Below are 26,818 nucleotides of genomic sequence, written 5' to 3'. Positions count from 1 at the left end.
ATGAGAAACCGAAGCACCGCAGCAACGATCGCCCGCGCGCTCCTCGCCCTGGTCGCCCTGGTCGCCCTCGTGGCCGGCGTCCCCGCCGTGCTGCTGGGCATCGGCGTCCTGCCCGACCACGTCCCGGGCGTCGACGAGATCACCACCGCGCTCACCAGCCCCGACACCGGCCAGCTGTTCCTGGGCGCGGTCACCCTCATCGGCTGGTACGGCTGGATCAGCTTCGTGATCTCCGTCGTGCTGGAGACGGGCGCCGCGCTGCGCCACGTCCGTGCGCCCCGCATCCGCATGCTGGGGGGCTCCCAGCAACTGGCCGGCGCCCTGGTCGGTGGCATCCTCATCCTTCTGCCCGCGGGGACGGCCATGGCCACCCCGGCCACCGCGGCGCCTGCCGCTTCGGCCACCGCGGCCACGGCATCCGTGAGCGCCGGCACGCAGACCGAGACGCCGGCTCCGGCTTCGTCGACCTATCGCGGGCCGGTCCACCAGGTCCAGGACGGCGACACCCTCTGGGACATCGCGGAGAAGCGCCTGGGCGCCGGAATCGAGTGGCACCGGATCATCGACGCCAACGACGGCGTACGCCAGGCGGACGGCTCCCTCGTCACCGCCGACACCACCGTCCTGCAGCCCGGCTGGATCCTGCGGCTGCCCGCCGACGCTTCGCCCGCGCCGTCCGCCGATCAGGGCGGAGCCCGGGCACAGACCGCCGGCTCCAAGGCCGCGTCCGAGACCCACACCGTCCGCGCCGGCGAGACGCTGACCGGCATCGCCGAGGACGAGCTCGGCGATGCCGACGCCTACCCCCGGATCGTCGAGGCGAACAAGGGCGTGGAGCAGGACGACGGGCGCGCCCTCGGCGACCCCGACGAGATTTACCCCGGCTGGGAGCTGAAGATCCCCGCCGCGGCCGGCAGCGACCCAAGCGACTCGAAGCCGGACCAGGCGCAGCCTCCGCGTGAGCAGCCCGCCGACCAGGGCACGGGCGAGGAGCGGCCCGGCGCCGAGCAGACACAGCCGCCCGCCCAGGAAAGGCCGGGCCCGGGCGCCGACCAGGGGGAGAAGGGCGAGACGGCCCAGACCCCCGGCCAGGGCTCGGACAAGGACAGCCAGGACGGTGGACAGCCGACCGAGCAGCCGAGCGAGCAGCCGCCCGCGCAGGACCCGGCTCCCGACCGCGAGCGGGAGCAGCACGGCACGCCCACCCAGGTGCCTGAGGCGCACGACACCGCGGAGGCCGCCGACAGCGGTGACCAGAGCGTGCAGACGATCGCCGCGGCGGGCAGCATCCTGGCCGCGGCCGTCCTCGCGGTCGTCGCGGCCCGTCGCGCGCGCCAGCAGCGCCGTCGGCGCCCCAAGCGGCGCATCCCGATGCCCTCCGGTGCGACCGCCGACTTCGAGAAGCAGCTGCGCGTGACGTCCGACATCACCGGCGCCGCGCTCGCCGACCGCGCCCTGCGCACCCTGGCCGCCAACTGCCGTCAGGCCGGCCAGCCTCTGCCCGAGGTCGAGGCGATGCGCATCACCGCGCGCGGCATCGAGCTCCACCTGGCCGCCGTCACGCCGCCCGTCGCGCCGTTCACCGAGCACGAGAACAAGCCGACGGTGTGGGTGTGCCCCGCCCGCGGCGCTCTCCTCGACGAGGACGAGGCCGCCGACATCACCGTGCCCTACCCGGCCCTGGTGAGCCTGGGCGAGACCGAGGACGGCGACACGGTCCTGGTCAACCTGGAGGCCATCGGCCTGCTGCGCCTGGCCGGCAGCCCGGCCGACGTCCGCGCGGTCATGCTCGCCCTGGCCGTCGAACTCGCCTCCTCCCGGCTGGCGCCCGACACGCAGATCGTCCTCGCCGGTGCCGGCAGCGACCTGCACCACCTCTACCCCGACCAGATCGAGCACCACGCAGACCTCGGCCCGGCCACCACCGACCTCCAGGCGCACGACGCCTTCCAGCGCCAGGCCCTCGACGACGGCGGCCACGACCACCTGCGGGCCGCCCGGCTGGGTGAGGACGGCGGCGACACCTGGATCCCCCGCATCCTCATCGCCACCGCCCCGCCCACCGGCCCGGCGGCCGCCGAACTCGAGGACCTCCTCGCCTCCCGGCCCCGCACCTCGGTCGCGGTCGTCACCGCCGCGGGCGGCGAACTCGACCTGCCCGGCGCCTGGACCCTGCCCGCCCAGCCCGGCACCCTCGTCGAACTGCCCGACCTGGACCTCGCGGTCAAGCTCCAGCACCTGGATGCCGACTCCTACGACCGGCTCGTCCAGCTGATCGCCACCTCCAGCCGCACCGACGACGTCCCCCCGCCGCCGTGGACGGGACACACCGGACCGGCCGACACCAACGGCCCCCGCTCCACCGTCCCGGTGGGGGAGGACTCTGCGCTCGCTCCGGAGACCGCCGCCGCCCCCGCAGTGACCACCGCGGTCGCCACGCAGGGAAGCGGCCTGGCGACCGCTCTGCCGGCCTTCACCGCCTTCTCCTCCGCCCCGACGCCCGACGATGGCCCGGCCGACAGCGGCAGCGGTGATGGCTGGGAGGAAGAGCAGGACGGCAGCGCTCTGTCCCCCGCGGTCGCGGGCTCCCCCGCCCTCGACAAGCAGCCCGACGAGGACGCCGACAGCAACTCCGCGGGCGAGCCCACCGGCTGGGAGGTGCCCGAGCCTGCCGAGGACGACGGCGACCCCGAGGAGGCGTCCGCGCTGGGTGCCGAGGTGTGGGACACCACCGAGCCGGAGCAGGACTTCGAAACGGTCCTCGGCGAAGTGCTCGGCGAGCGGGACGACGACTCCCCAGCGGCGCCCGACGACGAAGAGGCCAGCTCCGGCCTGTCCGCCGCCGCGCTCGGCGACGGCCCGGACGAGGAAAAAGAACCGGAAGACGGCTCGGTCCCGGCCGACGAAGAGGACGATGCCGAGTCCGGCCTGACCGCGGCCGCGCTCGCTGTGTCCGCGCCAGCCGTGACAGCGGCCGAAGCACGGATCATCCCCCGCCCCAGCGCCGCGACCTCCACCGTCCTGGCCGCGCTGGCCACCCCGCCGGCCGAGCCCGAAGGCCCCCAGGTCCAGGTCCTCGGCCCGGTGACACTGACCGGCGCGCAGGGCCGGGTGGGCAGCAACCGGCACAACCACCTTCTGGAGATCGCCGCCTGGCTCGTGCTGCACCCGGGCCTGGGCCGCCAGGACCTCGACAACGCGATCTGGCCCGGGCTGCGCAAGACCTCCAGCACCCGCAACACCGCGATCTCGCGGCTGCGCTCCTGGCTCGGCCCCAACCCCCACATGCCCGCCGACGACCCCCAGGGCGCCTACCTCCCCGCGGTCACCGAAGGTGTCTACCGCCTCGGGCCCGCGGTGACCTCGGACTGGGACCGGTTCAAGGAGCTGTACCAGCAGGGCATGCACCACGACGGGCAGGACGCCGACGTCGCCCTCGCCCATGCCCTGGCCCTCGTGCGCGGCCGCCCCTTCGCGGACGTCGACCCGTCCAAGTACTGCTGGGCGGAGGCCGACATCCAGGAGATGATCAGCGCCATCGTCGATGTTGCCCACGAGCTCGCCGAGCGCCGCCGCCAGGTCCGCGACTACCGGGCGGCGGCCCAGGCCGTCACCAAGGGCATGCTCGTCGACTCCCAGAGCGAGCTGCTCTACCGGGACCTCTTCACCATCTGCCACGAGATGGGCGACCGCGAGGGCCTGGAGCGCGCGGCCGCCCAGCTGGCGCGGATCAACATGGAAGAGGGCGTTGATTCTTCGCCCGAGACCGTCGGCCTGCTCCGCACGCTCCTCAAGGGCGAGAGGATCAAGCCCACTTTGGGGTCCGCGGCCTCATGATCCGTCCCAGATTCACTGACCTCCGGTGTCACACCGCACCGCTCGATCACACCTGTAGAGAGCGAGGGGCCTCTTCGGCCGTTCATCCGACGAAGGAGACCGCGCACATGAGCCGCCGCCGGCAGCACGCCTTCATCCCGCCCGCCGGGCCCACCGCCCCGGCGGGCCTCACCAGGGAAGGAGGCCGCCGATGACCACCTTCCAGTGGGCGCTGCCCGCCGGCCTCGCCGTGGCCGGGATCGGCGCTGCGGCCGCCGTCGCTATGGTGCTCGGCAACCGGCGCAGAGCCGCCGAGCAGAACGCCACCGCCGAGGAGCGCGCCCAGCTCGCCCTCCAGCGCCGCAACGCCTGGCAGCGCCGCCTCGCCGTGATCGCGCTCGGCGTCGGCTGTCTGATGATGTTCGTCCTCGCGGGCATCGCCGCCTGGCTCTCCTTCGGAGCGCAGCGCGAGTACGCCCACGCGCACAATGGCGGCGACTGGGACGCGGCGACCGGTTTCGCGCTGCTCCTGGACGCCGGCGCCCTCAGCCTCTCCCTCATCCGCTTCTTCGAGGCCCTGACCCTGCGCTCCTCCGCGATCACGCGGATCCTGCTGATGGGATTCGTGTCCGCCTCGGCGGCGATGAACCTGCTCCACGCCCCCGGGGCGGGAGCCGGCAGCGCGTTCCTCGCGGTGGTTCCGCCGCTGGTGTACGCGATCCTGCTCGAGATGCTGCTGTACAAGATCGAGCAGGTCATCATGGGCCGGCAGAAGCGCCGCAAAGCCGACCGGGACCGCGCCTACAGCCTGCTGCTGTGGTTGCCCTGGCCGATCGGCGCGCCGGTCAGGATGTGGAAGGCGTGGCGGGCCGAGCTCCTGGCGACCGTCGACAACGTCCGCGTGATCGGCTCCCAGCGCCCTCGCCCCTCGGCCCCCGCGGCAGAGATGACCGTGGAACGCGCCGACCCGGCGCCCGTCGTGGACCCCGCCGCGGTCGCCGCGGTCGGCGCGGCTCCGGTCAACGCGCTGCCGGTCAGCGGCCCGCAGGCCACCGCCGAGAAGGCCGAAGAGCCGCCGGCGAGCATGGCGGTGCCAGCAGCCGCCCCGGCATCCGCGCCGCCGCTCCCGCCGCAGGATGAGAAGAAGCCGGTCACGCAGGAGGTCCCGGAGCCCGCTGCGGTGGGCGAGCCGCGCTCCCAGGCCGCTGCCGAACCGGAGCCGAAGCCCGATCCGGCGGCCGAGCCCGAGCCGGTGGCGGAGCAGGACCCGGAACCTGAGCGGGAGCCTGCCGAGCCCGCTGCAGAGGACTCCGCGGCCGGTCAGTCCGATGAGGAGGAGCCGATGCCGGGCGAGGGTGCCCTCGGCGACGAGGAGAGGGAGGAAGAGCACGAGGGCGAGGAGCCCGACCCCGAGCACAACAACCCGCCGGACAACGAAGAAGACGAAGAGGCACGGGAGCGGCTGAGCATCGACATCGACCTTTCCGTGCTGCCGAAGAACCTCACCCAGCGGCAGCGGGCCGAGCGGATCTACGTCGCCCACCAGGCCGCCGGCGTAGCCCTGCTGCAGGCCGACCTGGGCAGGTGGGCCGGGTACAAGAACCCGAACTCCGGCGGCAACGAGTACCGCCGGCTGGAGAAGGAGCACGGCCCCATCGTGGTCCGCGAGGGCGCCACGCACGTCGACCTGAACTGGTCCCACCAACCCGTAGCGGCCTGACCGCCCCGGCTTCCGTCTCCCCCCGGCCGGTAAGACCGAGCCGGGGGAGAATGCCGTGTCAGACCGTGCGGGTAGCCTCAGGGGCGACACCACACCTGATACAGATAGGGGGCGGCGGTGAGCAGCCGCTGGCATCGGGCGATCGCCGAGCTGAGCGCCCAGGGGGACGCGGCCCGGGCCGCCGCCCAACGCGTGCAGGATGTTCCCAGCGGGCAGCGCACGACCGCCGTCGCGATCTCCTACGCGGCCGAGACCGACTACCTGCGCAGCGCGAGCACGCTGCTGCGAGCGCACCTCACCGACCGGCGTCCGCCCCGGCGGCTGCCGGTCGCACGCGTCTGGCCGTGCCTGCGCGATGTGTGGAAGGCCCGGGTGCTGGACCGGCTCGGCGGGGTGTGGCAGGCCGTGCCCCGGGACGCCGTCCTGGCACGGATGCGCAGCGCCGCGTCCGATCCTCTCCTCATTGCCGTCATCGACCGGGCCGAGGCGCTGCAGGCCAGCCTCCGCGGCGACCGGCGGGTGGACCGGCTGTACGAGTCGTACATCCCTGACCGGACAGGCAGCGCCACCGGTCTGCTCGGCGCGGGGCGAACGGCCCCCACACTGCCCGGGTTCCCCGACCCCGGGCACCCCCTCAACCGGGCCTTCCCCCGCAGCGGAGCCACGGGCACGCGGATCCAGCCCGGCCGGGAGGCCGAGTTCAACCAGCTGAGCACCGACCGGTTTGCTGTGCACACCAGGGCTCTCGCCTTCGGCGACGCGGTTCTCGCTCTCCTTGTCGAGCACCGCGCGGAAGGCGCCTCGCCGGAGCCGGGACGGCTGCGCGGTGCCGGCCGCTGGACGGGGCGCGAGCAGCAGCTGGTGCCGGACCGGGCGAAGTGGCCGGCCAAGCTCAACGGCTACCAAGGCGCGACACTGGCCGGACTCGGCTGGTTGGTACTCGCATGCACCGGACTGCCGCTCACCTTCGGGCAGCGCGCCGACCTGCTGTCCCACTACACGCTGCTGTTCCTGGCGGCCGGCCTCATCGCCTGCACCGGAACGGCCCTGATCCACCGGCACGGCCCAAGGCTGATCACCGCGCCCGGGCCCCAGGCCCTGTTCCCCGGCATCGTCGCGGCAGTGGTCGCCTTCACGGTGTGGCAGGGCCAAGGGCCCGTCGCCGACTACTACTTCGCCGGCCCGTACGACCGCTACGACCGCCAGTACGCGGACGGATGCCTCGCCGCCAGCCCTTACCGGCACGACGCCGTCCGGGCCATGGTCGACGACGGCGTGCTGACCGTCACCCCCGTCGAGGGAGGCGCGACGCTGCGCCTGGGACCGGCCGAGGACGGCGGTACGCACCCGCTGCGCCCGCTCGACCGGGCGACCCGGGCGGTGCTCGACGAGTACGGGTGCTGACCCTGCCCGGCCGGGCGCCGGATGCGGTAGGAGCAGGTCACCCGGCCCCTCATCGGGGGGCGGTAGCGCACCGTTTTCGGGGTGGTGAGGTTCAGCCGTAGCCCTGGCCCAGTTCCAGGGCGGGGATGAGTATCTCGGCGGCCGGGCAGTCATGGCACGCCTTGGCTCCGGGCCGCATCAGAGCATCCAGTGCTTCGAGGGTGCCGATCTCGCGTCCGCCTCCGGCTGCTGCCGGGCAGACGGCGTCGTGGACGACCGTGCCGCGGCGGCCGGCGGGCCGGACGATCCAGCCGGTCGGCCTGGGCGGAGGCATGGTCCTGGGGTCTCGGTGGTTCGGGACGTTCGACAGGTCGACTCCGTCGATCGGCCTCAGCTGCCGGTCGGTGACCCACACCGTGTACTCGGCAGCTTCGACCCCGTCCTGCGTGGCCACCCACGAGGGCACGCCGATGCGGTAGCGCCACGGGTGCCCCTGGGCGCTCTTGAACCTCTCGTACAGACGTACCTCCACGGTCTGCTCGTCGGGTAGGACGAGCAGGATCCGGGCAGGCAGAGGACCGGGGCGGCCGTTCACCGGGCTAGGCGGCGGGGGTCTGCTCCAGCGCCCAGGCCTGCCGCCGCAAGCCCTCAAGGCGGGCCCTGCCGACGGTTCCCGCCCAGTAGGGGTGGAACAGGACCCGGGCGGACAGGTGCAGCAGCTGACGGCGCCGCACGGTGGTGAAGGCGCGGGGGTCGGCCGCGAGCGCCCGGTAGGCGCGGAGAAAGGCGATCTGCGCCTGGACGAGGTCGGGGGGATAGATCTGCTGCTCCATGACGCAATTCAATCAGGTGTTCGAATTCTTCTTCGAGTCGGCGCGGCACTCGGGAGCCGTGGCGTCAGGACTGGCCCTTCGCCGCAGGCCAAGGAGCCGTCGTTCCCCGAGGGAGCAGGCACGCCGCGGCCCGGCAGCCCCCCCCCGTCAGCAAAACGCGTGCGGGCGGGGACCCCGCATCGTGTGCCGTCCGAGGCGAGAGTGCAGGATCCGTTCTCCCCGGAGCGCCGTGCCGACGAGCAGGCGGCCCGAACACGACGGGCGAGCGGGACGCGCGGGGCGTAGGAGTGGAGGGTGCACCTGTCCCCGCCCATCGAACCGATGCTCGCCCGCTCCGTCACTGCACTGCCGCCTGCGGGGGCCAGGCCCGCGCTGTTCGAGCAGAAAGCTGACGGGTTCCGGACGCTGGTGTTCGCCGGCCCCAAGCCATTCCTCCAGTCCAGGCGGGGCGCGGATCTGGGCGGTGCGTTCCCGGAACTCGTCGCGGCCGCGGCCGCGCTCGGCGTCGAAGCGGTCCTCGACGCCGAGCTGGTCACGGTGGGAGCGGATGGGCTCGACTTCACCGCGCTGCAGGAACGAGCCCGGCGCCGGGGTGCCACCGCCAGGCGGGCGGCGCGGGAGCGGCCGGCCCACCTGATCGTCTTCGACGTGCTCGAGATGTCCGGTGCTGTTCTCCTCAATGAGCCGCTGTGGCGGCGCAGGGACGCCTTGGAGGACCTCTTCGCCGGACGCCGGCTGACAGCACCGTGGGCGCTGTGCCCGCAGACCTTGGACCGGGAGGTCGCCCTCGGCTGGCTGGACCCGGCCTGGGGAACGGCCGGGATCGAGGGGATCATGATCAAGGACCCGGGTTCGCGATACCGGCCCGGAGAGCGCGGGTGGATGAAGCTGCGGACCCGCCTCACGACGGAAGGGATCATCGGCGCGGTCACCGGCGCCGTGGCCGCGCCCCGGAGTCTCCTGCTCGGCCGGCTCGACGCGGCGGGCCGGCTGCGCCTGGTCGCCCGCTCCACGCCGCTGCCCCGCAAGGCGGCCGCCGAGCTGGGCGCCGCCCTGCGGTCGGCGGGAGCGGAGCATCCCTGGTGGGGCCGGACCTTCTCGGCCGGGTGGGGAGTGAAGGAGCCGTTGGCCTTCCACCCCGTGGCGCCCGACCTCGTCGCCGAGGTCGAAGCCGACACCGCTCTCGACCTGGGCCGGCACCGTCACCCGGTGCGCTATGTGCGAATCCGGGACGACATGACCCCCGGCGATGTCCGGGCGTGACCCCCTCCCCCGGCCGGCCGTGACGCCGCGGAGCCCATTGCGCGCGAGTATCCGCAAACCCCTGGCTCCGCCGGTCCCCGGCGGGCCAGACTCGCGGCATGTCCGTACGCGTCTTCCGCCACGTTCACCAGGAGCACAGCCACCGGACCCTCTGCGGCACCGTCGAGCCGCCGGCGGCCGAGGCCGCCCGGTGGGACGCCATGCTCCAAGCGGTCGCCATCGCTCGGGGGCTGCCCGCGGACAGAGGGCAGGAGCTGTACGAAGCGTGGGTCGCAGCCGAGCGGCCGGCCGCATGCCCGTGCACGCTGTGCAGTACCGTCCGCCAGGCCTTCGAGACCGAGCGGGCCCGCGAGGCCGCAGGTGCCTACCGGGGAGAGAGCGGGTTCTGGATCTTCCCCAACGGGTTGCCCGACGGAGAGGAGCTGACGGGGTCCTACCAGGTCGCCGAGGGAGTCTGGGTGAACGCCGACGAGGCGCACCCGGCTTCTCCGGGCGGCACGGGGAGCGACGCGCAGCCTCACGCCCCGGTCGGCGGATGAGAGTCGGGTCACAGTCGTAGTGTCCGATCCTGGACGCTGGCCCTGCCCTCCACTGGTCATGATCAGAGCCTCACCCGCGACCAGGAGGGGGTACCGCTGTGCCGGTCCTGCGCCAGATCACCACGTGCACCGAGCCGTCGACCGTCGTCATCGAACGCCGCGTCCGCGCACGCGACCGGTCGGTGGACTACCGGCTGGAGGTCTGCCGACGCCACCGCTGGCTGGCGAGCAACTGGACCGGACGGCGCAGCGCCGAGGGGGCCGGCGGACGGTGCGGCACGGTCACCGACTACCGCCCCTACACCCAGATCGTGCAGTCCCACGCCGCCCTGTGGCTGGTGCCGTTGACCACGAACGGCCCCGAGGACCACGGCGGTGACCTTGCGGCCGCGCTACGCGCGGGGCACGAGTTGCTGACCGCGCACCGGGAACCGACCGGCGTGGCGATCGCGCTGGAACACGCGGCGAGGATCGCCGAGGCGGTTACCGCCGGCAGCCTGCCCCTGGCCGACGGGCAGGCCCAGGTCCTGGCGGCACTCAGCGCGGCGGAAACCCTCGATGCCGGAGCGCGAGGCGCCTGACCTGCTGCCTCACGATGTCCACGGCCCGGCCGCCGTCCCGGCAGCGCGGAGGAGGGGCGGTCGCGCAGGGGTCGTAGGGTCGAAGCCGACCGGCCCGTCACGGGAAGGCCGGCCGTGAACGAGGAGTCCGTCTTGTCCGCCCTCAGTGTTGCCCTGACCGCCGCCGTCGGAGCCCTGGCCGGTGCTGCCGCGCGCCCCGTGGTCTTCGCCCGGTCCGTGCCGGCGCCTACGGTCGCACGCAGCAGCTGTCCGCACTGCGGCAGCGCCGTCCTCGACCGCCGGCTGCCGTTCCTGCCCTTCTCCGGTCGCTGTCCGGCGTGCTCAGAAAAGATCGGACCGCGCCCGCTTGCGCCGGAAGCGGCGGCCGCGATCGCGTTCGCCGTCGTAGCGGCGGGCGGGGCGAGCGGCTGGTTCGCCGCCGCTCAGTACTGGGTGGCCGCGTGCGGCGTCGCGCTGGCTCTGATCGACCTCGCCGTTCAGCGGCTCCCCGACATCCTCACCCTCCCCGCCTGCGGCGGAACGCTCATCCTGCTTTCCGCTGCTGCGGTAGCGGGCGAGTCCGGAAGCCTGGGCCGCGCGGCGGCCGCCGCTGCCGTGCTCACCATCGTCTTCCTCCTCATCGCGCTCACCGGCGCGATGGGACTCGGAGACGTCAAGTTCGCGCCGGCCATCGGCGCGCTCCTGGGCTGGAGCAGCTGGACGATCCTTTTCTGGGGAGCGGCTGCGGGCTTCGTCGTCGGCGCCGTCTCGGAGGTGGCGCGGATGGTGGCCGGCCGCGCCCGCCGCACGCACGTCTCCTTCGGCCCCTACATGGTCATCGGGGCCCTGGCCGTCTCCGTCGCCGCGGCCTGCCCCCCGTCCTGAATTCCCGGAAGTGCCGCTTCCTGTAATTGCTGTTCCTGGACATCGATTACCGGAACGGCTCTCACCTGACCCCGCTATTCAGGCATGCGATTTTCCGCAATGAGCCGAGCCTGGTCAAATTCCTTGCGCAGCACGAAGATCGAAACCGGAAACAGACACATCGCGTTCCGGACCATTCTTCGCCCGCCTTAGCCGCACCTCATCAGTGCCGAGGCGGAGAGGCCCTGCGCAGGTCCGACGAGCGTACTCGGGCCGACGAGACCAGGAAGAGCCGCACATGCATACCCTCACCCGCCGCGTCGCGACCGTGGCCACCACCGGCGCGCTGATCCTCGGCGGCGCCGTCGCCACCGCCTCCACCGCGAGCGCAGCGACGGTCGGCAGCGGAGCCTGCACCCACCAGATCAAGCTCAACACCGACGTGTACACCACAGTGAAGTTCCGCACCGGTCCCGGCACCGGCTACACCGCCACCGGCCAGCTCTCCCGGGGTACCGACGTGTACTGGCAGTGCAACAAGGGCGACAACGGCAAGCCCGGTGCCTGGGGCTACGTCACCGTGAAATCCGGCGCCCACAAGGGCAAGAAGGGCTGGGTCGCCGCCCAGTACATCAACGTGCCCATGCAGTTGGACTGACCTCTCCACCCGGCCGGCAGAGATGACCTGACCCGAACTCTGCCGGCCCCTCCCACGCCTGAGCCGCCACCTTGTGCAGGCTCAGGACGACGCGATGGCGGCCCGGCCCACTGTGACCCCGGGCCGCCGTCGGCGTACCCGCAACCGGAGCCTGCCTCCCACCTCACAGCCGGCCTCCGACACCGGCTCCACCGTCCGGGCCCGACCACCGCCGACCGGGCGGAAGAACCCCAGGACGGGCACCACGAAACCCACCTCATCCCCACCCGGCGTCCCGGCATTCCGTCTTGAGCGCGGCCTAAGAGCACGGCCTGGACACCGTGTTCGTGGTCGCCTCGAGCGCCACCGACCAACACCTAACCCGCGTATGCGCCGCCGCCAGCGGCATGGTCTACGCCCCCGCAACGGCCGGCACCACTGGCAGCCAAGGCCCCCTCCACCCCGGCCTGAACACCTTCGTCGACCGCCTGCGCACCCTCACCCTCCTCCCCGTCGGCGTCGGCATCGGCGTCTCCACCCCGGAGCAGGCAGCGATCGTCGGCTCCTACGCCGACGCGGTCATCGTCGGATCCGCATTCATCCATGCGATCGAGACCTCTCCCGGGTCGGCCGGTGCCCTCCAGGCCGCCCTCCTCGCCCAGTGCCTCGCCGACGGAGTGCGCCGAGCCGTGCCCACCACGGCCTGAACGACGCCAGCCGGGCCAGCCCGGCGGCAGGCGACTTCGCCGGCCGAGACCGCTTTCCGGGCATCCCTCTACGTACCGGCATGGTTCATTCAGAGTTTCGAAGTGCTCCAGCGGGAAAGTTGTAGCTACCAGCCAGTAGGCCTCTAATGTTCCGCCCAGCACACCAACTTGTTGACCCGCTCGTGGACGAGCACACTCAGGAGCGGACCGCATGCTCGCGATGCGACCAGCCACACCAGACGACCAACCCCGCCTCGCCGAGATGATCCAGGCCCGCTCCGACTGGATGAAGGACAAACAGCTCCCGAACTGGCATAGCTGGGGAAAGCATGTCCACGAGCTGGCCAGCAACTGCACACGGCACCCGAGCGAGATGTGGGTCCTCACCGGACACGACGACCACATCCTGGGCTGCACCACGATCCTTCGCACCGCCGCGCCCTGGACCTGGACCGCGACCGAAGCCGCCGACAGCGCCTACTACCTCAACGGTACCGTCACAGACCCTGCCGAACGCCACCGCAAGCTCGGCGCAGTCATCGCCCACTGGGTCGTCGACCGTGCTGCACGCGAAGGCATCAGCCGTGTACGTCGAGACTGCAGCTCCCCTGCTCTCGCCGAGTACTACCAGCAACAGAACTTCCAACTCATCCGCCAGGTGTCGGCTCGCGGAGGACACACTTCGTACGCCTTGGAACGCAAGGCAACACGAATTCCCGAGCTTGCCAGCTGGGTTGTCTCAGAAATTGCTACTCCAGAAAGATCTGAGAGGCCGAGGACGCTTCTACTCCCGCCCGAAAAACGAACAGTGAGAACAGCGCAATGCCTCTCGCGTTCCTGAGCAGTACGGGGGCGAACCGGGAGCGCCACTCCCCAAGCCTCAATCTTTCGTGACCGTCCGCTGGCTTCTTTGACGGGAGATGCGGCTGCGAGCGGGCAAGGCAACCGAGGAGGGGGTACCACTGTGTCGTCCTCGCCAGGTCATCCCGTGCACCGCGCCGTCAACCGTCGTCATCGAAAGGCGCGCCCGCGCACGCGACCGGTCGGTGGACTCCCGGCTGGAGGTCTGCCGACGCTACCGATGGCTGGCGAACAACTGGACCGGACGGCGCAGCACTGAAGGAGCTGGCGGGCGGTGCGGAACCGTCACCGACTACCGCCCCTACGCCGAGATCGTCCAATCCCATGCCGCCGGATGGCTAGTGCCATTGACCGCGAACGGCCCCGAGGACCACGATGGCGACCTCGTGGCCGCGCTGCGTGCCGGGTACGAGTTGCTGACCGCGCATCGGGAACCGACCAGCGTGGCTATGACGCTGGAGCCGCGGCGCGGATCGTCGAGGCGATCCGCGCCGGTGCCCTGTCCTTGACGGACGGGCAGGCCCAGATCCTGGCGGCACTCAGCGCGGCGGAAACCCTCGACGCCGGAGCACAAGGCGCCTGACCAGTTCGGGCCGGCCCCATCTGCCATGGGGCCGGCCCGTTGTCGTGCGGTGGCGCGGTGGTTCAGGCCGGAGTCACAGACCGAGGATGAAGTCGAAGTCCGTGTCCTTCGCGCCGAGCAGCCACGCCTTGGCCTCGGCCGGGGTGTAGACGTGGGGCAGTCGATCGGGGTTCTGCGAGTCACCGACCAGGACGTACCCGTCCACGACGGCGACCCGCACGCAGTTTCCGCCGCCGCCGCTGTACTTGGACACCGTCCAGTCGACCGATGCGAGGTCGAATGAGGACGGGGCCGGCTTTTCTGTCACTGTTCTAGCTCCTTGATCTCTTTCTTGAGGCGCGTGCGCGTCTCGTCGGGGTCCAGCGCCCGCTCCCACAGGTTGGTGAAAGCTGCTGTGTAGCGCTGCACATCTTCTTCTCCGTCGAAGTACAGCGAACTGACCATTGTCTCCACCCACACGACCTGTCGGGCAGCCTCGGGGAAGGCCATGACAACGAACGGACCTGCTGCCCCCGGGTGTAGTCCGACTGCCTCCGGCAGGATGCGGATGGTGTTGCGGGAGTCCTCGGACTCCTCCAGACTGCGCTCCAGTTGTCGACGTGCCACGGCTCGGTCGTCGACGGATGAGCTTAGGACTCGCTCGTCTACCAGGGCGCGGAACTCTGAGAGTGCGCCTTCTCGTACCTGCTGTTGACGGTCCATACGGACGTCGACGAGCGCCTTGACCTCGGAAGGGCGCAGATCGGGTCTCATCTGAGCGATGACACTGTAGGCGTAGTCCTCGATCTGGAAGAGGCCCGGCCAGATGTCGCGCTCGAAGTTCGACAGGGCAGTGGCCCGGCGCTCCATCTTCAAGAAGCCCTCGAATTGCATGGGGCCCAGGAGGTGAGCGTTACGCCGCCAGAGGGCGGGGCGCGGTCGGCCCGCGGGGGTGGTGTCCGCACTCAGAAGGGCCAGGATCTCTGACTGTTCCGTGGCGCTGGCCTGGTAGACCTCGAGCAGCGCCTCGACGAGGTCGCGGGCGACACGGCGGCGCTGTCCGCCCTCCAGCCTGCTCAGCCCGCTCTTGTCGATCCTGATACCGCGACGGACCAGCACTTCATGGCCGGCGACGTCGCCTTGGGTGAGGCCGCGCCGCTCGCGCAACTCCTCAAGGCGCAGGCCGACTTCGCTGAGGGTCAACGACCACGGCGTCTTCGCTTCTGGCATGGTGGCCAGTCTGACGGCTCTCCACGACACCTACAAGCAATATGGCTAAGCAATTTGCTCGACCATATTGCTAAGGGCTCACCCGAGGGAGCATCCTAGCCATGGTCACGAAGTGTGCAGCGCCCGTCGCCACGCGTGGAGGCGCTCCGCTGCCCGTATACGTCCAGGGAGGAGCTTCCGCGATGCGCCGGACGCTGTTCAGCCTCCTTCTGAAGGACCGGGACCTTCTTGGGTGGGAGGCGTTCTGCGTCCATTTCGCGGCCACTGGTCGTGATCTCGCGCGGGAAACCGGCAACCGTCGGCTAGCCACAGCCAGCGTCGGGCGCACCACGTTCGACCGCTGGTCGTCGGGCACATGGTCCGGCCGTCCTCGCGGCGAGGCTGCTCAAATTCTGGAGCGCATGCTCGGGCACACCGTCGAGGAGCTGTTCAACCTGGCGCCCGACGCGAGCGAGCCAACGGCACCGTTGGAATCGGCGGCTGCGCGGATCGGCGCGCGCTGGCCCACGTCCACGGTGCTGCTCCCTGCCGGCGGGCCTGCTGGGCTCTGGGAGATCTCCGGACAGCAGCGCCTGGACGGAACCAGCGCCGCCATCCATCTTCTTCCCGTCATCAGACGAGACGGGGAAGCCAACGTGCACGAGCTGGACCAGAACGGACTACGCGACCTGGAGCGGTTCTTACGACCGGCGCGCCGTGGTTTCCTTGTCGGCGTCGAGGAGAGTCGGGACGATGTCAACGTGTACGTCCGCGACGCTGCGGGCGCTCGGAGGCCCACTCTTCCCGGATCGCCTGACACCGGTCCGATGTCGATCCCCTCGGCGTACCTCTTGGACGACCTCTCCTACGGCATTCTCTGGGCGCTCACTCAGCTCGATGACGGCCTTTTGTCCGATGATCAGGCGCTCGATGCGGAACAGAACCTTCTCGACACCTACCTGTCCATGCCCCGCTCGGCGCCCAGCCAGCTGCTCGTTGACCTGTCGACCGTCGGCAGTAGTTGGATGGGATCGGCGTTCTGCGCCCGGCACATCCAGCAGGAACTGACGGACGCGAGCGAAGTGCCGATCTTCTGGACTCGTGAGCAGACCGGCGAAGAGGCAGCCTGCTGGCTGTTCTTCCGACACAAGCTGGAGTACCTGCGAGCACTTGAGCGATTCCACAGCGCGACAGCGCAGACCGTCCGGGTGTTCTGTCTGCCCGAGGCCGAGGTGGCGCGCTCGGAGAAGTATGAGCGGATCTTGCTGCTGCTGGCGATCGCTCTAATGGAGCGCTGCGGGATCCGCGTGCGGGTGGTGCCGAAGACGGAGTACGCGGAGATGGACGGAGTAGCCCTGGTGCCCGGTCAACGGGCCGTCGTGGCCAACTGGGTCCGGGCCCCGGGCGGTGCACTGTGGGCGGCCCGCAGTACGGCATCCCGCGGAGATCTGCGTTCCTACGCCACCGTGTTCGCCGACGCGCAGGGAGCCGACGTGCTCGTGGGCCAGGATCCGGCGAGCCGCCTACGGTCCCTCGCGGACTACCTGGGCCTGGACTGGCGCTGGTTGACCGCCCGCTGCCACGCTCTGGGCGAGTACGGCGTGGCCGGCCTCGTTCGGCCCCGCAGTCGTCTGCTCACCGTGGAAGCGCTGGATGAGACCCTGCTCTTCCTCGGCAAGCTCGGCTAGTCCCGCGATGACTGCCGTCCGCGCAGCCACCCCGTCCGAAAGGCCCTCCGTGTTCTCCGCAGACCCTGCCCCGAACCGCACCGTCCTGGTGCTCACCCTCGGCGGCACCATCGCCATGACGCGCACCGCAGCGGCCCCCGGCGTCACACCGACGCTGACCGGCTCCGACCTGGTGAGCGCCGTTCCCGGCCTCCAGGGCACTGCGGAGGTCACGGTGGAGGACTTCCGGCAGTTGCCCGGGGCCTCCCTGACGACCGGCGATATCGTCAGCCTCGCCGAACGGCTCAGCAGGGCCGAAGTAGAGGGTTTCGACGGGGTGGTGGTGACGCAGGGCACCGACACCCTCGAGGAGACCTCGTACCTCACCGACCTCTACTACCCGGGCGCGATGCCGGTGGTCTTCACCGGCGCGATGCGCAATGCCGCGTCGGCCGGAGCCGACGGTCCGGCGAACCTCCTGGCCGCCGTGCAGACTGCAAGCAGTTCAGAGGCTCGGGGCGCCGGGATCCTCGTGGTTCTGGGTGACGAGATCCATGCCGCCCGCCACGTCCGGAAGACGCACACGACTAGCCCGGGAGCATTCGCATCGCCGGACACAGGGCCGCTGGGCCACGTGGTGGAAGGGATGGTGCGGTTGCACCGGCTGCTGAAGCCGATTGCTCCCCTGCCGCTGCCCATCGCTCCCCTGCCGCACGTGGAGATCGTCACTGCAACCCTGGGTAGCAGCGGGACGCTGCTGAAGGGCCTGGAGAACGAGATTTCCGGCCTCGTGGTGGCCGCGTTCGGCGTTGGGCACGTCCCCGAGAGCTGGTGCGGCCCGCTGGAGGAGCTGGTGGCCGCCATGCCGGTCGTCCTCGCCACTCGCATCGGTGCCGGCCCCGTCCTGACCTCGACTTACGGCTTCGACGGCTCCGAGCGCGACTTGCTGGCCCGTGGCCTGATCGGGGCGGGAACCCTCGACCCGTACAAGGCCCGGCTGCTCCTGGCCGCCCTGTTGGCAGCCGACACGCCTCGCACGGAGATCGCGAAGGCGTTCCTCGACCGCTCCTGACCACCATCGACCAGCACAAGGACACCCACCATGCGCTTCGCCCGGGTCCGCACCGGCAGGCAGTTCGTGCTCGCTCTCGACCACGGGGAGGACTTCCTGGGGGGCCTCACGCAGTTCTGCGCCGACCAGGACATCCGGGCCGGATACATTCCGACATTTGTCGGCGGCCTCCGGGCGGCCCGGCTGGTGGGCTCGTGTGAACCCCTCGCCGACCCCGAGGCCCCCTTGTGGGAAGAAGTACACGTTGAAACGCTTGAAGCGCTCGGCGGTGGGACGCTCGCCTGGGACCCCGAGAAAGACTGCCTGGCCCCACACATTCATGTCGCGGCCGGCCTCAAGGCGAAGTCCGCCGAAGGGCGGGTGTCGCACCTGCTCGGCGCGACGGTGCAGTTCATCTGCGAGATTCCCATCGTCGAAGTCGTCGGTGACGACGACGGGCCGGCCCTGACTCGCCGGCGCAGCGCGGACCTGTACGACGTACCCCTGCTCGGCTTCGGCAAGAGCAGCTGAAGGCGGAGTGTGACGATGCGCAGGGCAATCCGATTCCCGGAGGTGGTGGAGGCCCACCGCATGCGCATCTTCGAGACGTTCGCGGTCCACTTCAAGCAGGCGGCCAAGGAGGTTGCCCAGCTCGACGGCAACGCCTCGCTTGCCTCCGTGTACGTCGCACGGTCCACCTGGGACCGCTGGATGGCCGGAGACATCAAGGGCCTTCCGCGACCGGCGACGTGCCGTGTTCTGGAGCATCTGTTCGGCGAGCCGGCCGATCAGCTCTTCGGTTCGCTGGAGCCCGAAGTTACGACTGCGGCTCCCATGGCGGGGAACGACTTGAGCTCGCCTCACCTGGCCGCCATGGAGTCGTTTCGCCTCGCTGACCGCCAGCTCGGCGGGGGGCATGTGTACCGGTCTGTGGTGCACTACCTCAACACGGTCGTTGCGCCGGCCCTCTTCGGCGCAGCGGACAGGGACGAAGACAGCGAGACCGCTTTCGGCGCGGCGGTTGTCCTCACCGAGATGGCAGCCTGGATGGCCCACGATGCGGGCCGAGACGACCTGGCGTCCGGCCACTTCAATCGTGCCCGTCGGCTGTCGCAGAGTCTGACCGACGTGACGGCGGGTGCGAACGTGATGGCCGGCATGAGCCACCTGGCCCTGCAGACCAGTCAGGTCGATGCCGCGGCAGATCTCGCCCGCAGCGGGCTCGCGCGCCTCGCGGCCGGCCCGCAGGTGCCGACCCTCAAGGCTCGCCTGCACGCCATGGAGGCCCGGGCGCTGGCGCAGCTCAATGCCGAGTCCGAGGCGCAGCGCGCGCTTGATTCGGCACGCGAGGCCCTGGCCCTCGCGCGGACGGCGCCGCCGTCCAGATGGGTGGCTCCGTTCGACGAGGCAGCACTCGCCAGCGAGGCAGCCTCCGTTCTCCTGGATCTCGGCGCGCTCAAAGCGGCAGCCAAGGAAGCGGAGCACGCCTTGGCGCTGCGGGATGCGAGCCGGGTCCGCAGCCGCGCGTTCGGGCAGGTCACGTTGGCGCGAGTTCTCCTCGCGCAGGGGAAGCCCGACACCGCGTGCTCGGTCGGCATGGAGCTGCTGAACGCCAGCCAGTCGGTGACGTCTCTGCGCCTCAGCCGACAACTCGACGCGCTGCAGGCTGATTTCGACCCTTTCCGACAGGTCCGTGAGGTCCGCGAGCTCCTCTCTCGGATGACCGCCACGGCACAGCACCGTAGATTGCTGCTCGGCAGTCTCGCGCTCCCGGAAGGTCCGCAGTGAAGGATGCACCCATGCCAGGCGATCCCGGCCGTGAGGCCTACCTGGCCGAGGGCAATGCCCAGCAGGCCCGGAAGCGTGCCGCTGCGGATGCGCTGATCCGGGATCACGCCGGGAGGCTGCTTCTGGTGAATCCGACCTACAAATCGGGCTGGGATCTGCCCGGCGGCATGGCCGAAGACAACGAGGCCCCCGAGGACGCCCTTCGACGCGAACTCAGGGAGGAGCTCGACCTTGCGGTTGCCGATCTTCGGTTCCTGGTCGTCGACTGGGTCGGGCCCCACGGCCCGTGGGACGACCTCCTCGGGTTCGTCTTCGACGCCGGCGTCCTGTCAGCCGAGCAGGTTGCCGGACTCAAGCCGGTCGACGAGGAGATCTCCGAGCACCGCTTCTTCGAGATCCCGGAAGCGCTGCCGTTGTTGCCAGAGCGCCAGCGAGCTCGGACCGTCAACGCCCTCCAGGTCCTGGACGACGGGGTTCCGCGCTACCTCCGCGATGGAGTCGCTCTCTGAAGGAGCCCGTCCGCTCGGATCACACGATGACCTCCACGGATGGAGTGCGCTCGTCGGGCTTGAACAGCGCGCTCCGCACGCGGGCGAATACCTCTTCGGCAAAAGCGAGTTCCTGCTCGGTGAGGGGTTGGCCGAGGAGACCATGGTCGTGCCGGTGCTGCTCGTCGCCGATGCCGAGAATCAGCACAGCGTTCTGCACACGCTGAAGGATGGCCCGCAGAGCGACCCGGGTCAGATCCTGCGGAGACGAGCCGAACCGAGCGGCCAGCTGTGCGAGACCGTGGGTGACTGCTGCAGCTACCGCCCCATGGCCGGGCTCCGTGTCCGGCCACGCGGCCCGAGCACGCTCCACGCAGCCGCCCGCGAGCACCCCGTGTGCCAGCGGAGAGGCGATCACCAGACCGACGCCGTGGCGCACAGCGAAGGCACCGAGATCTTCACCTTCTCCGAGATCGGCCAGCGGCAGCAACGCGCTCGCCTGCGTCCAGAGCACGTCGGGGCGGACCCGGTCGAAAAGGTCCAGGAAGCGACCTATCGAGCGTTCTGAGGAGCGAGGTCCTGGGCCTCGCAGCCCGATAGCTCGGATCTGGCCGAGATCGCGTAGGGCCCGCATCTGCTCGATCACAGGGTCGAGGTACCGGTCGCCAAGCCCGAAGTCGTAGGACTCCAGGGTGTAGAGGGCCAACTGGTCCAGATACAGGTTCTCCAGGGTCTGCTCGAGTTGGTGGCGGACCCGCGGGCCGGCGTAGGGGTGCGGAGCAGAACCCTGTATCCGGCCGACTTTGCTCGCGACCTGGACCCTGTGGCCCGGGTGCTCCTTGAGGACTTTGCCGACCAGTCGCTCGGCGTGGCCGCACCGGTGGCTGTCGGCTGTGTCGAGCAACTGCATTCCGTCATCTTTGCCGCCGGCTTCCAGAGCGCGCCGCAGCCCGTCGAGTAGCCGTGCGTCCTGGGGGTGAGGGGCGCTCGGGGCCCAACGGGAGGTTCCGCTGCTGATGCCCAGCGGTCGCACCGTCAGGTCTGGGGCCAAACGGCGGGGCGCGAGATCGCTCAGTGTCATCGGTCAGCGTCTCCGGCCCGGTAGAGGAAGATCGCGATGACCCGCTTCCCCTTCTTGTCGCGCTGGACTCCCCAGGCGCTCGCCAGTACGTCCACCAGAAACAGGCCTCTCCCGCCTTCGTCGTATTCATCGGCGGCCGGGGGTGCCCCCGGCACCGCGGTGGTGTCTTCACCGTCATCCCGAACCTGGATTGCCACTCCCCAGGCATACACATCGAGGGAGATGTCGAGCGCCGCTCCCGCGTGCTCGACGGCGTTGCCCACCAGCTCGTCAGCCACCAGGACCACGTCGTCCGTGTATTCGCTGTCGGCCGTCCCCGCGAGAGTCGTGCGAACTATGTGCCGGGCGGCGCTCTGCGGGGCTTCGAGGCCGTAGAGGTCAATCGCAGCGTGCGTCACCTCGCGACCGCCGTCGCGTCCATGGACACATGGCAAGACAGTGCTGGTAGGACCAAGCACGGTGGGATCACTCCTCGCTGCAATCGCGATGCCCGGGGCACGGACGGGACGTCCTGCTGAATACCGTGGCGCATGTCGCGGCGAGGGTGATAGCGAAACCCGTCCCCACTTCTCCCCACTTCACCGACGACTGATCGCCCTCCCGGCGCGCACAGAGACGCACCAAGGGAACGGAAGCGGGAACAAATAGGCGATATTCGTACCCTTGGCACGAGTCGAGACGTTTCAGTAAGAGGCTGCCGCTCATTTCCCCGTCCAGCAGCGAGGGCCCCATTCTCGCACCAGATGCCACCTCACCTGGGCAGATACCAAGATGGGGATCTCAGGGGCCGCGCAGATCGCTTTTACCTCACCTTCGGAAATCCTGTCAACCGCTTCCAGGGAAGTGGGGCGAAGTGGGGTGGTGAAGCTGATCTCCAGCGGCGGTGTCACGCAGAAGGGCATCAACGTCGGATTGCGTGCCCGAATTGAGCACTATTGTCCGCGCCTCTCTGGGAGCTGAAGGGGGGTTTCAGCCGTCCTCCGTGCACTCGAAGTGGGGAGAAGTGGGGTCCGATTTCGCTATCGGAGCATGCCGGGGAACGGCAACGCTATTCGCAGCTTCTTCGCCCCGCCGTCCACGGAAAGGTTGCCGTGATCACTCTCATCGCGTCGGTTCTTGGCGTCCGCCCCGTTGCCGATGTCCGCGAGGGCAGTTCGGCGGGACGGCAGGATGCGGCACCGCTTCGCCTCGGCCGGCCTCGGCGTAGCGGTGCCGACACAGGCACCGCACTGGACCACCAGGTCGTGGAAGACCGACCGGCCTCTTCCCGCCCCTTGATCGGAGACAACGTGTTCTCGGCATTGCGTCCGAAGCCCGACTCGCGTGGACGCCCCGCTTCCCGCGCCTTCGAGATCGGGCGGCGCCACCCTCTCGGCACCGTGCACGCTGTCGAGGACCTGGTGGAACGAGTGATGGGCACGTCGCCGCTGCCCCGCGGCGACAACGACGTCATGCTGCTCCTCGTAGGGTTGCGCCAGCAGCTCCCGCACCTGGAACAACTCCTGGAAGGCACGGACACGGCCCCGGCCCTGGTCATCCAGGCACGCCGCATCCGTGGGGAGCCGGTGCCGGATGGACGCATGCCCCTGGTGATCCTCACCATCCGGCTCGCAGAGATCGCCCAGGCCCTGATCGACGCTCTCCGCGTGAACGCCCTGCCGCGTCGCACGGACACACAAGGCCCCCTGCCCTCCGGTGGCCAGGCAGTGGACGGCCGCCAGAGCCCGGGCGAGCCGGAACTGACGGAGCCGATGCTCCTCCCCGTGCTCGCCCGGACGCCGCAATCCGGCCTCACCCGAACCCCTTCGCAGCACCAGTCGAGTCGTGTGGCCGAGTTGGTCGGTGCCGCGGCGGGTTCGCCGGGGGATTGCGGACCGCCCGCATAGACCCGAGCCCGGCGACACACCACGCCCCGCCCGTCGCCGGTGCTCGCCCGTGGGCTTTCGGCTTCCGACTCTGGGGGACCGCTCGGCACACCGTCGGCCCGGTCCCGGAAGCCGAAAGCGAGTGGCAGATCCCCCGTGCTGCCGTCCCGGCTGCCGCGGTTCCCAGACCCCCCGCGGCAGCCGGTCCACACCCTTACCCGTTTCCCCCGACCCTTCGTCCGAGGACTTCATGACCCCCGACATCTCCCCCACTCAGCCCAGGCGGCGCAGAAGGCGCCGTCTCGTCGTGACCGTGCGCGCCCGGTTGGTGATGGTCGCGGTCATCACGGTCGCCGCCTTGATCGGCGCGGTCGCGGTGAATGCGTGGCCGGACTGGCAGCGGCAGGACAGCTTGCGGCGCGACTCGGCCACCGGCCGCCTCGGAGGAGAAGCGAGCCTGCCGCTCTTCGTGGGTGCGCAGAGCGAACGGAAGCTCACCGCGGCGTACCTGGCGCATCCCACGGCCGCGAACAAGAAAGCGCTGGACAAGCAGCGGCAGCTGACCGACCAGGGCATCGCGAGCTTCAAGACGCTGTCCGGCACCACGCTCAAGACGGACGAGCGGCGCCGCTGGGAGTACGTCGAGGACATCTACACACGGCTGGAGAAGCTCCCGCAGACCCGACAGGGCGTCGACGCCCGTACGGAGAGCACGGACGAGGCCGCCGGCTACTACACCGACCTCATCGCGCGGATGATCGCCTTTTATCAGGCCCTGTCGGCGATGGATGATGGGCCGCTCGCGCTGGAGACCCGGCCGCTCGTTGGCCTGTTCTGGGCCAGTGACGCGCTCGCCCAGCAGGACACCCTGCTGGCCGCGTCCGTGCCGTCCGGCCGGATGACCCCCGCCCGCCGAACCGCGTTCGCCTCGGCCTTCGGCACGCAGCAGGTGATGTACGAGCGGTGGATCGCCCCGTACCTCCCTGCGGCGGAGAAGGCGCAGTACGACGCCATCGTCGCCAGCGCGGACTGGAAGACGCTGCTGCGCGCCGAACAGGCCGTGATCAACGCACCCGGCGATGGCGACGGCGCCGACCTGCAGGACATCGCCGCGCTCAAGGACTGGGACGGAACCTACGCCCGGGTCAGCCAGAAGGTCGCTGCACTGAACCTGGCCCGCACTCAGGGACTGCTCGCCCACGGCTACCAGCGGGCGGACGAAATCCGGGTACAAGTGCTCTGGCTGGTGGGCGGCAGCCTGCTCGCCATCATCGTCATCTCCGCGCTGATCGTCGGTCTCCTGCGGACCGTCATCCGGCGCTCCCGCCAGGTCAGCGCCCAGGCGACGGCCGTGGCGACGGAGCACCTGCCAGCCATCGTCGATGCCCTGCAGCACGGCCAGGCTGCTGACGTTGCCCTTCTTCCGGGGGAACCCGCCTACGTCGGAGATGAGTTCACGCGCATCGAGAGTGCGGTCCATTCCCTGGCTCACCAGGCCGCCGACGCGGCCCTCACGCTCTACCAGGAGCGCCAGGGGTTCCAGCGGTTCAGCGGCATGGTCGCCACCCGGGCCGCGGGCCTTTCCCGCACCCTGCTCACCGACCTGGACGCCCTGCAGCAGCGCTACGACTCCGATCGCGAACTGGTCGGCCATCTCTACGCGCTGGAGTACACCGCCACCCGCGAGCGACGCCTGCTGGAAAACCTCCTGGTCCTCTCCGGCGGGTATCTGGACGAGGACTCCGACCGTCCCCTGTACATCGCGGACATCGTGATGAGCGCGATCAGCGAGAGCGCCGGCATGGGGCGGACCCGAGACGACGTGCGCGCCCAGGCATGGATCAAGGCCGCAGCGGCGCCCGAGCTGATCCACCTGCTGGCCGAACTCATCGAGAACGCCGTGAAGTTCTCCCCGAAGGAGTTCGAGGTCGTCATCCGTGTCACGGGTACCTCCGCCGGCATCGCCATCGAGGTCGAGGATCGCGGGCAGCCGATGTGGCCGGGCCACCTCGCACAGCTCACCGCCCGTCTGGCGCACACCCCGCTGTACCGGGAGCTGACGGAGACGGACCAGCTCGGGCTGTTCGTCGTCGGCCAGCTCGCTCAGCGCATGGGCCTGACGGTGACGCTGCGGGACTCCCCCTACGGCGGGGTGACGGCCATCGTGCTGGTGCCCTGGACCCTGCACGCCGAAGCTCCCGACCAGCCGGAGACCAAGCCCGCTCCCGCAGCGTCCGAGCTCGTCACCAGAAGCGGCCTGCAGCTCCGTCGGCCCCAGGAGCCCACAACGGCACTGGGCGGGGCGCAGTCCCCGCCCCAGACGGCTGCCTTGCCCACCCCGCGCCCAGCATCGGCCGGCGCGGACGGACAACTGCCTGAGCGGCACCCGGGCACTCACCTCGCCGCGCAGCTGCGCACCGACGCGCCGGAGCGCTCCAACCCGCCGGCCCCCACCACGCCCCCGCCCTCCGCCGCCCACGACGGCGGCATGTTCGACGCCCTCGACGACATCAAGCACACCAACCCAGGAGATCAGCGATGAGCCTCATGCAGTCCCCGAACACCGTGGCCCCGAAGAAGCCGGGCGAGGAGAAGCAGTTCGACAACCTCCGCGACCAGCTCGCGACGAACGTGCCCATGGCCATCGGCATGCTGCTGCTGTCCACGGACGGCCTGGCGCGGTGCGCCTACGGGCTGCCCGACGGCCAGGACGACACGCTCGCCGCTGCCGCCTCCGGCCTGGCCAGCCTCGCCAACGGAACGGCCAGGGCGCTGGAAGGCACCACGTCCAAGTTCAAGCACGTCAACCTCACGCTGGAGCGCAATCACGTAATCGCCACGACGTGTGGTGAGGGATCCGTGCTGGTCGTGGTGCTCCCCCTCGACGCCCGCCTCGGTGACGCCATGCGCGAGACGGTCCGCATCGCCGGCGCGTTCAAGCCCCGGATGGACACCGCGCCCCGCGCGGCCGGGAGCTGACCACGGTGGCCTCGCACCGCGGGGTCCGTCCCTTCACCTGGACGGCCCCGCGCCTGGCCGCACCGAGCGCGGAAGACGGCAGGCGGATCACCATGCAGACCCTGATTCGTACGACCGCACCACCGGACCGGCTCGCCAGCGTCCCGGAAAAGTGGCAGACGGTCCTGCGCCTCGCCGACCGGCCCACCGGCATCGCCGTCGCTGAGATCGCCGCCAACCTCCGCCTCAAGCTCACCCCCACCGCGGCCCTCGTCGCCGAACTCGAGAACCGCGCCCTCGTCACCCACCAAGGCCTCGTCGGTGACAACGGCTCCGACACCGAACTCCTCCTCAGAATCAGGACCGGACTTGAAAACCTCTGATCGCCGCGACCCGCCCGCGCAGAGCGTGAAGATCCTCGTCGCCGGAGGCTTCGGCGTCGGCAAGACCACGCTGATCGGCGCCATCAGCGAGATCACTCCGCTGCGCACCGAGGAGCGCCTGAGCCAGCTCAGCACCAGCGTCGACGACCTGGCCGGCACCCCGGCCAAGGACACGACGACCGTCGCCATGGACTTCGGCCGGATCACCTTCGCCACGGACGTGCTGATGCTCTTCGGCACGCCGGGGCAGGACCGGTTCTGGTTCATGTGGCCGGACCTCGTCGAGGGCGCCAAGGGCGCGATCGTCCTGGTCGACACCCGCCGGCTCGAAGCGTCCTTCCCCGCCCTCGACTTCTTCGAGGAGAAGGGCGTGCCGTACATCGTCGCCGTGAACTGCTTCGACAAGCAGCAGGACTTCACCCGCGGGCAGATCGCCGCGGCCCTCAAGACCGTCGACCAGGACGACATCGTCATGATCGACGCCCGCGAGCGAACCTCGGTGCGCGATGCCCTGCTCGTCGTACTCGACCGGGCGATCTCCCGGTCCCGCGCCGCCACGATCTCCTGACCACTGCCGATCAGC

The 26,818-nt window shown here is 70.4% G+C and carries 26 protein-coding genes; 20 read left to right on the top strand and 6 right to left on the bottom strand.

What is annotated here, in order from left to right; all coding sequences use genetic code 11:
• From ACIQR3_RS26225 to ACIQR3_RS26215, 3 genes are all read left to right on the top strand, one after another.
• Positions 1 to 3,837 carry a LysM peptidoglycan-binding domain-containing protein gene (locus ACIQR3_RS26225; RefSeq protein WP_403543008.1) on the top strand — a complete coding sequence of 1,279 codons (3,837 nt, stop codon included), beginning with the start codon at positions 1 to 3 and terminating at the stop codon, positions 3,835 to 3,837.
• Positions 3,838 to 4,027: 190 nt separating this feature from the next.
• Positions 4,028 to 5,536 (top strand): DUF2637 domain-containing protein, encoded by a 1,509-nt coding sequence (locus ACIQR3_RS26220; RefSeq protein WP_403543006.1) that lies wholly within the window; start codon positions 4,028 to 4,030, stop codon positions 5,534 to 5,536.
• A gap of 117 nt (positions 5,537 to 5,653) precedes the next feature.
• On the top strand, positions 5,654 to 6,940 hold the full coding sequence (locus ACIQR3_RS26215; protein WP_403543004.1) for a hypothetical protein: 1,287 nt from the start codon (positions 5,654 to 5,656) through the stop codon (positions 6,938 to 6,940).
• 91 nt (positions 6,941 to 7,031) lie between these two features.
• On the opposite strand, the gene ACIQR3_RS26210 is transcribed toward ACIQR3_RS26215, so the two are convergent.
• Together ACIQR3_RS26210 and ACIQR3_RS26205 are read right to left on the bottom strand one after the other, a co-directional pair.
• Complete coding sequence (locus ACIQR3_RS26210; protein ID WP_403543002.1) at positions 7,032 to 7,451, bottom strand: DUF6233 domain-containing protein; 420 nt, start codon at positions 7,449 to 7,451, stop codon at positions 7,032 to 7,034.
• 67 nt (positions 7,452 to 7,518) lie between these two features.
• Positions 7,519 to 7,752, bottom strand: coding sequence for a hypothetical protein (locus tag ACIQR3_RS26205; protein WP_403543000.1), 234 nt, complete (start codon positions 7,750 to 7,752; stop codon positions 7,519 to 7,521).
• Between the two features lie 294 nt (positions 7,753 to 8,046).
• Between ACIQR3_RS26205 and ACIQR3_RS26200 the strand changes: the two genes are divergently transcribed.
• The 7 genes from ACIQR3_RS26200 to ACIQR3_RS26170 all read left to right on the top strand — a co-directional run bounded on the left by ACIQR3_RS26200 (position 8,047) and on the right by ACIQR3_RS26170 (position 13,163).
• Positions 8,047 to 9,015, top strand: coding sequence for an ATP-dependent DNA ligase (locus ACIQR3_RS26200; RefSeq protein WP_403542998.1), 969 nt, complete (start codon positions 8,047 to 8,049; stop codon positions 9,013 to 9,015).
• A gap of 98 nt (positions 9,016 to 9,113) precedes the next feature.
• Entirely contained in the window at positions 9,114 to 9,554 is a 441-nt protein-coding gene (locus ACIQR3_RS26195) for a hypothetical protein (RefSeq protein ID WP_403542996.1), read from the top strand.
• 98 nt (positions 9,555 to 9,652) lie between these two features.
• A complete protein-coding gene (locus ACIQR3_RS26190; protein ID WP_403542994.1) occupies positions 9,653 to 10,135 on the top strand; it encodes a hypothetical protein in 483 nt (160 codons plus the stop codon).
• Between the two features lie 132 nt (positions 10,136 to 10,267).
• Positions 10,268 to 10,999, top strand: coding sequence for a prepilin peptidase (locus ACIQR3_RS26185; RefSeq protein ID WP_403542992.1), 732 nt, complete (start codon positions 10,268 to 10,270; stop codon positions 10,997 to 10,999).
• Positions 11,000 to 11,276: 277 nt separating this feature from the next.
• The gene (locus tag ACIQR3_RS26180) at positions 11,277 to 11,636 is read left to right on the top strand and encodes an SH3 domain-containing protein (RefSeq protein ID WP_403542990.1); all 360 of its coding nucleotides are present in this window, start codon (positions 11,277 to 11,279) and stop codon (positions 11,634 to 11,636) included.
• Between the two features lie 311 nt (positions 11,637 to 11,947).
• Complete coding sequence (locus ACIQR3_RS26175) at positions 11,948 to 12,322, top strand: tryptophan synthase subunit alpha (protein ID WP_403543069.1); 375 nt, start codon at positions 11,948 to 11,950, stop codon at positions 12,320 to 12,322.
• A 211-nt stretch (positions 12,323 to 12,533) separates the two neighbouring features.
• Positions 12,534 to 13,163, top strand: coding sequence for a GNAT family N-acetyltransferase (locus ACIQR3_RS26170; protein ID WP_403542988.1), 630 nt, complete (start codon positions 12,534 to 12,536; stop codon positions 13,161 to 13,163).
• Between the two features lie 676 nt (positions 13,164 to 13,839).
• Here the strand turns inward: ACIQR3_RS26170 and ACIQR3_RS26165 are convergent.
• Positions 13,840 to 14,073, bottom strand: a complete 234-nt coding sequence (locus tag ACIQR3_RS26165) for a DUF397 domain-containing protein (protein ID WP_403542986.1) — start codon at positions 14,071 to 14,073, stop codon at positions 13,840 to 13,842.
• Complete coding sequence (locus tag ACIQR3_RS26160) at positions 14,070 to 14,975, bottom strand: DUF5753 domain-containing protein (protein ID WP_047181592.1); 906 nt, start codon at positions 14,973 to 14,975, stop codon at positions 14,070 to 14,072. The genes ACIQR3_RS26165 and ACIQR3_RS26160 overlap by 4 nt, the downstream gene beginning before the upstream one ends.
• A gap of 182 nt (positions 14,976 to 15,157) precedes the next feature.
• On the opposite strand from ACIQR3_RS26160, the gene ACIQR3_RS26155 reads away from it, so the two are divergent.
• Genes ACIQR3_RS26155 through ACIQR3_RS26135 form a run of 5 tightly spaced genes read left to right on the top strand, consistent with a single transcriptional unit; the run spans position 15,158 to position 19,969 of the window.
• Positions 15,158 to 16,642 carry a hypothetical protein gene (locus tag ACIQR3_RS26155; protein ID WP_403542984.1) on the top strand — a complete coding sequence of 495 codons (1,485 nt, stop codon included), beginning with the start codon at positions 15,158 to 15,160 and terminating at the stop codon, positions 16,640 to 16,642.
• Between the two features lie 49 nt (positions 16,643 to 16,691).
• On the top strand, positions 16,692 to 17,693 hold the full coding sequence (locus ACIQR3_RS26150) for an asparaginase (RefSeq protein ID WP_403542982.1): 1,002 nt from the start codon (positions 16,692 to 16,694) through the stop codon (positions 17,691 to 17,693).
• 30 nt (positions 17,694 to 17,723) lie between these two features.
• Positions 17,724 to 18,203 (top strand): PPC domain-containing DNA-binding protein, encoded by a 480-nt coding sequence (locus ACIQR3_RS26145; RefSeq protein WP_403542981.1) that lies wholly within the window; start codon positions 17,724 to 17,726, stop codon positions 18,201 to 18,203.
• A 60-nt stretch (positions 18,204 to 18,263) separates the two neighbouring features.
• Positions 18,264 to 19,460: a hypothetical protein gene (locus tag ACIQR3_RS26140; protein WP_403542979.1), complete on the top strand. Its 1,197-nt coding sequence runs from the start codon at positions 18,264 to 18,266 to the stop codon at positions 19,458 to 19,460.
• Positions 19,461 to 19,471: 11 nt separating this feature from the next.
• A complete protein-coding gene (locus ACIQR3_RS26135) occupies positions 19,472 to 19,969 on the top strand; it encodes an NUDIX hydrolase (RefSeq protein WP_047181588.1) in 498 nt (165 codons plus the stop codon).
• Between the two features lie 19 nt (positions 19,970 to 19,988).
• On the opposite strand, the gene ACIQR3_RS26130 is transcribed toward ACIQR3_RS26135, so the two are convergent.
• Together ACIQR3_RS26130 and ACIQR3_RS26125 are read right to left on the bottom strand one after the other, a co-directional pair.
• Entirely contained in the window at positions 19,989 to 21,029 is a 1,041-nt protein-coding gene (locus ACIQR3_RS26130; RefSeq protein WP_403542977.1) for an aldo/keto reductase, read from the bottom strand.
• Positions 21,026 to 21,427: an ATP-binding protein gene (locus ACIQR3_RS26125; RefSeq protein ID WP_398015581.1), complete on the bottom strand. Its 402-nt coding sequence runs from the start codon at positions 21,425 to 21,427 to the stop codon at positions 21,026 to 21,028. Before ACIQR3_RS26125 ends, ACIQR3_RS26130 begins: the two co-directional genes overlap by 4 nt.
• 693 nt (positions 21,428 to 22,120) lie before the next feature.
• On the opposite strand from ACIQR3_RS26125, the gene ACIQR3_RS26120 reads away from it, so the two are divergent.
• From ACIQR3_RS26120 to ACIQR3_RS26100, 5 genes are all read left to right on the top strand, one after another.
• Entirely contained in the window at positions 22,121 to 22,915 is a 795-nt protein-coding gene (locus ACIQR3_RS26120; RefSeq protein WP_403542975.1) for a hypothetical protein, read from the top strand.
• Positions 22,916 to 23,144: 229 nt separating this feature from the next.
• On the top strand, positions 23,145 to 25,436 hold the full coding sequence (locus ACIQR3_RS26115; RefSeq protein WP_403542974.1) for a nitrate- and nitrite sensing domain-containing protein: 2,292 nt from the start codon (positions 23,145 to 23,147) through the stop codon (positions 25,434 to 25,436).
• Positions 25,433 to 25,873, top strand: a complete 441-nt coding sequence (locus ACIQR3_RS26110; RefSeq protein ID WP_403542972.1) for a roadblock/LC7 domain-containing protein — start codon at positions 25,433 to 25,435, stop codon at positions 25,871 to 25,873. The genes ACIQR3_RS26115 and ACIQR3_RS26110 overlap by 4 nt, the downstream gene beginning before the upstream one ends.
• A 5-nt stretch (positions 25,874 to 25,878) precedes the next feature.
• Positions 25,879 to 26,235 carry a DUF742 domain-containing protein gene (locus ACIQR3_RS26105; RefSeq protein ID WP_403542971.1) on the top strand — a complete coding sequence of 119 codons (357 nt, stop codon included), beginning with the start codon at positions 25,879 to 25,881 and terminating at the stop codon, positions 26,233 to 26,235.
• On the top strand, positions 26,222 to 26,803 hold the full coding sequence (locus tag ACIQR3_RS26100; protein ID WP_403542970.1) for a GTP-binding protein: 582 nt from the start codon (positions 26,222 to 26,224) through the stop codon (positions 26,801 to 26,803). The genes ACIQR3_RS26105 and ACIQR3_RS26100 overlap by 14 nt, the downstream gene beginning before the upstream one ends.
• The last annotated feature ends 15 nt before the right edge of the window (positions 26,804 to 26,818 follow it).

The organism is Streptomyces sp. NPDC090994 (assembly GCF_044768905.1).
Lineage (GTDB): Bacteria > Actinomycetota > Actinomycetes > Streptomycetales > Streptomycetaceae > Streptomyces.
This window is presented reverse-complemented; position numbering and strand designations above follow the sequence as displayed.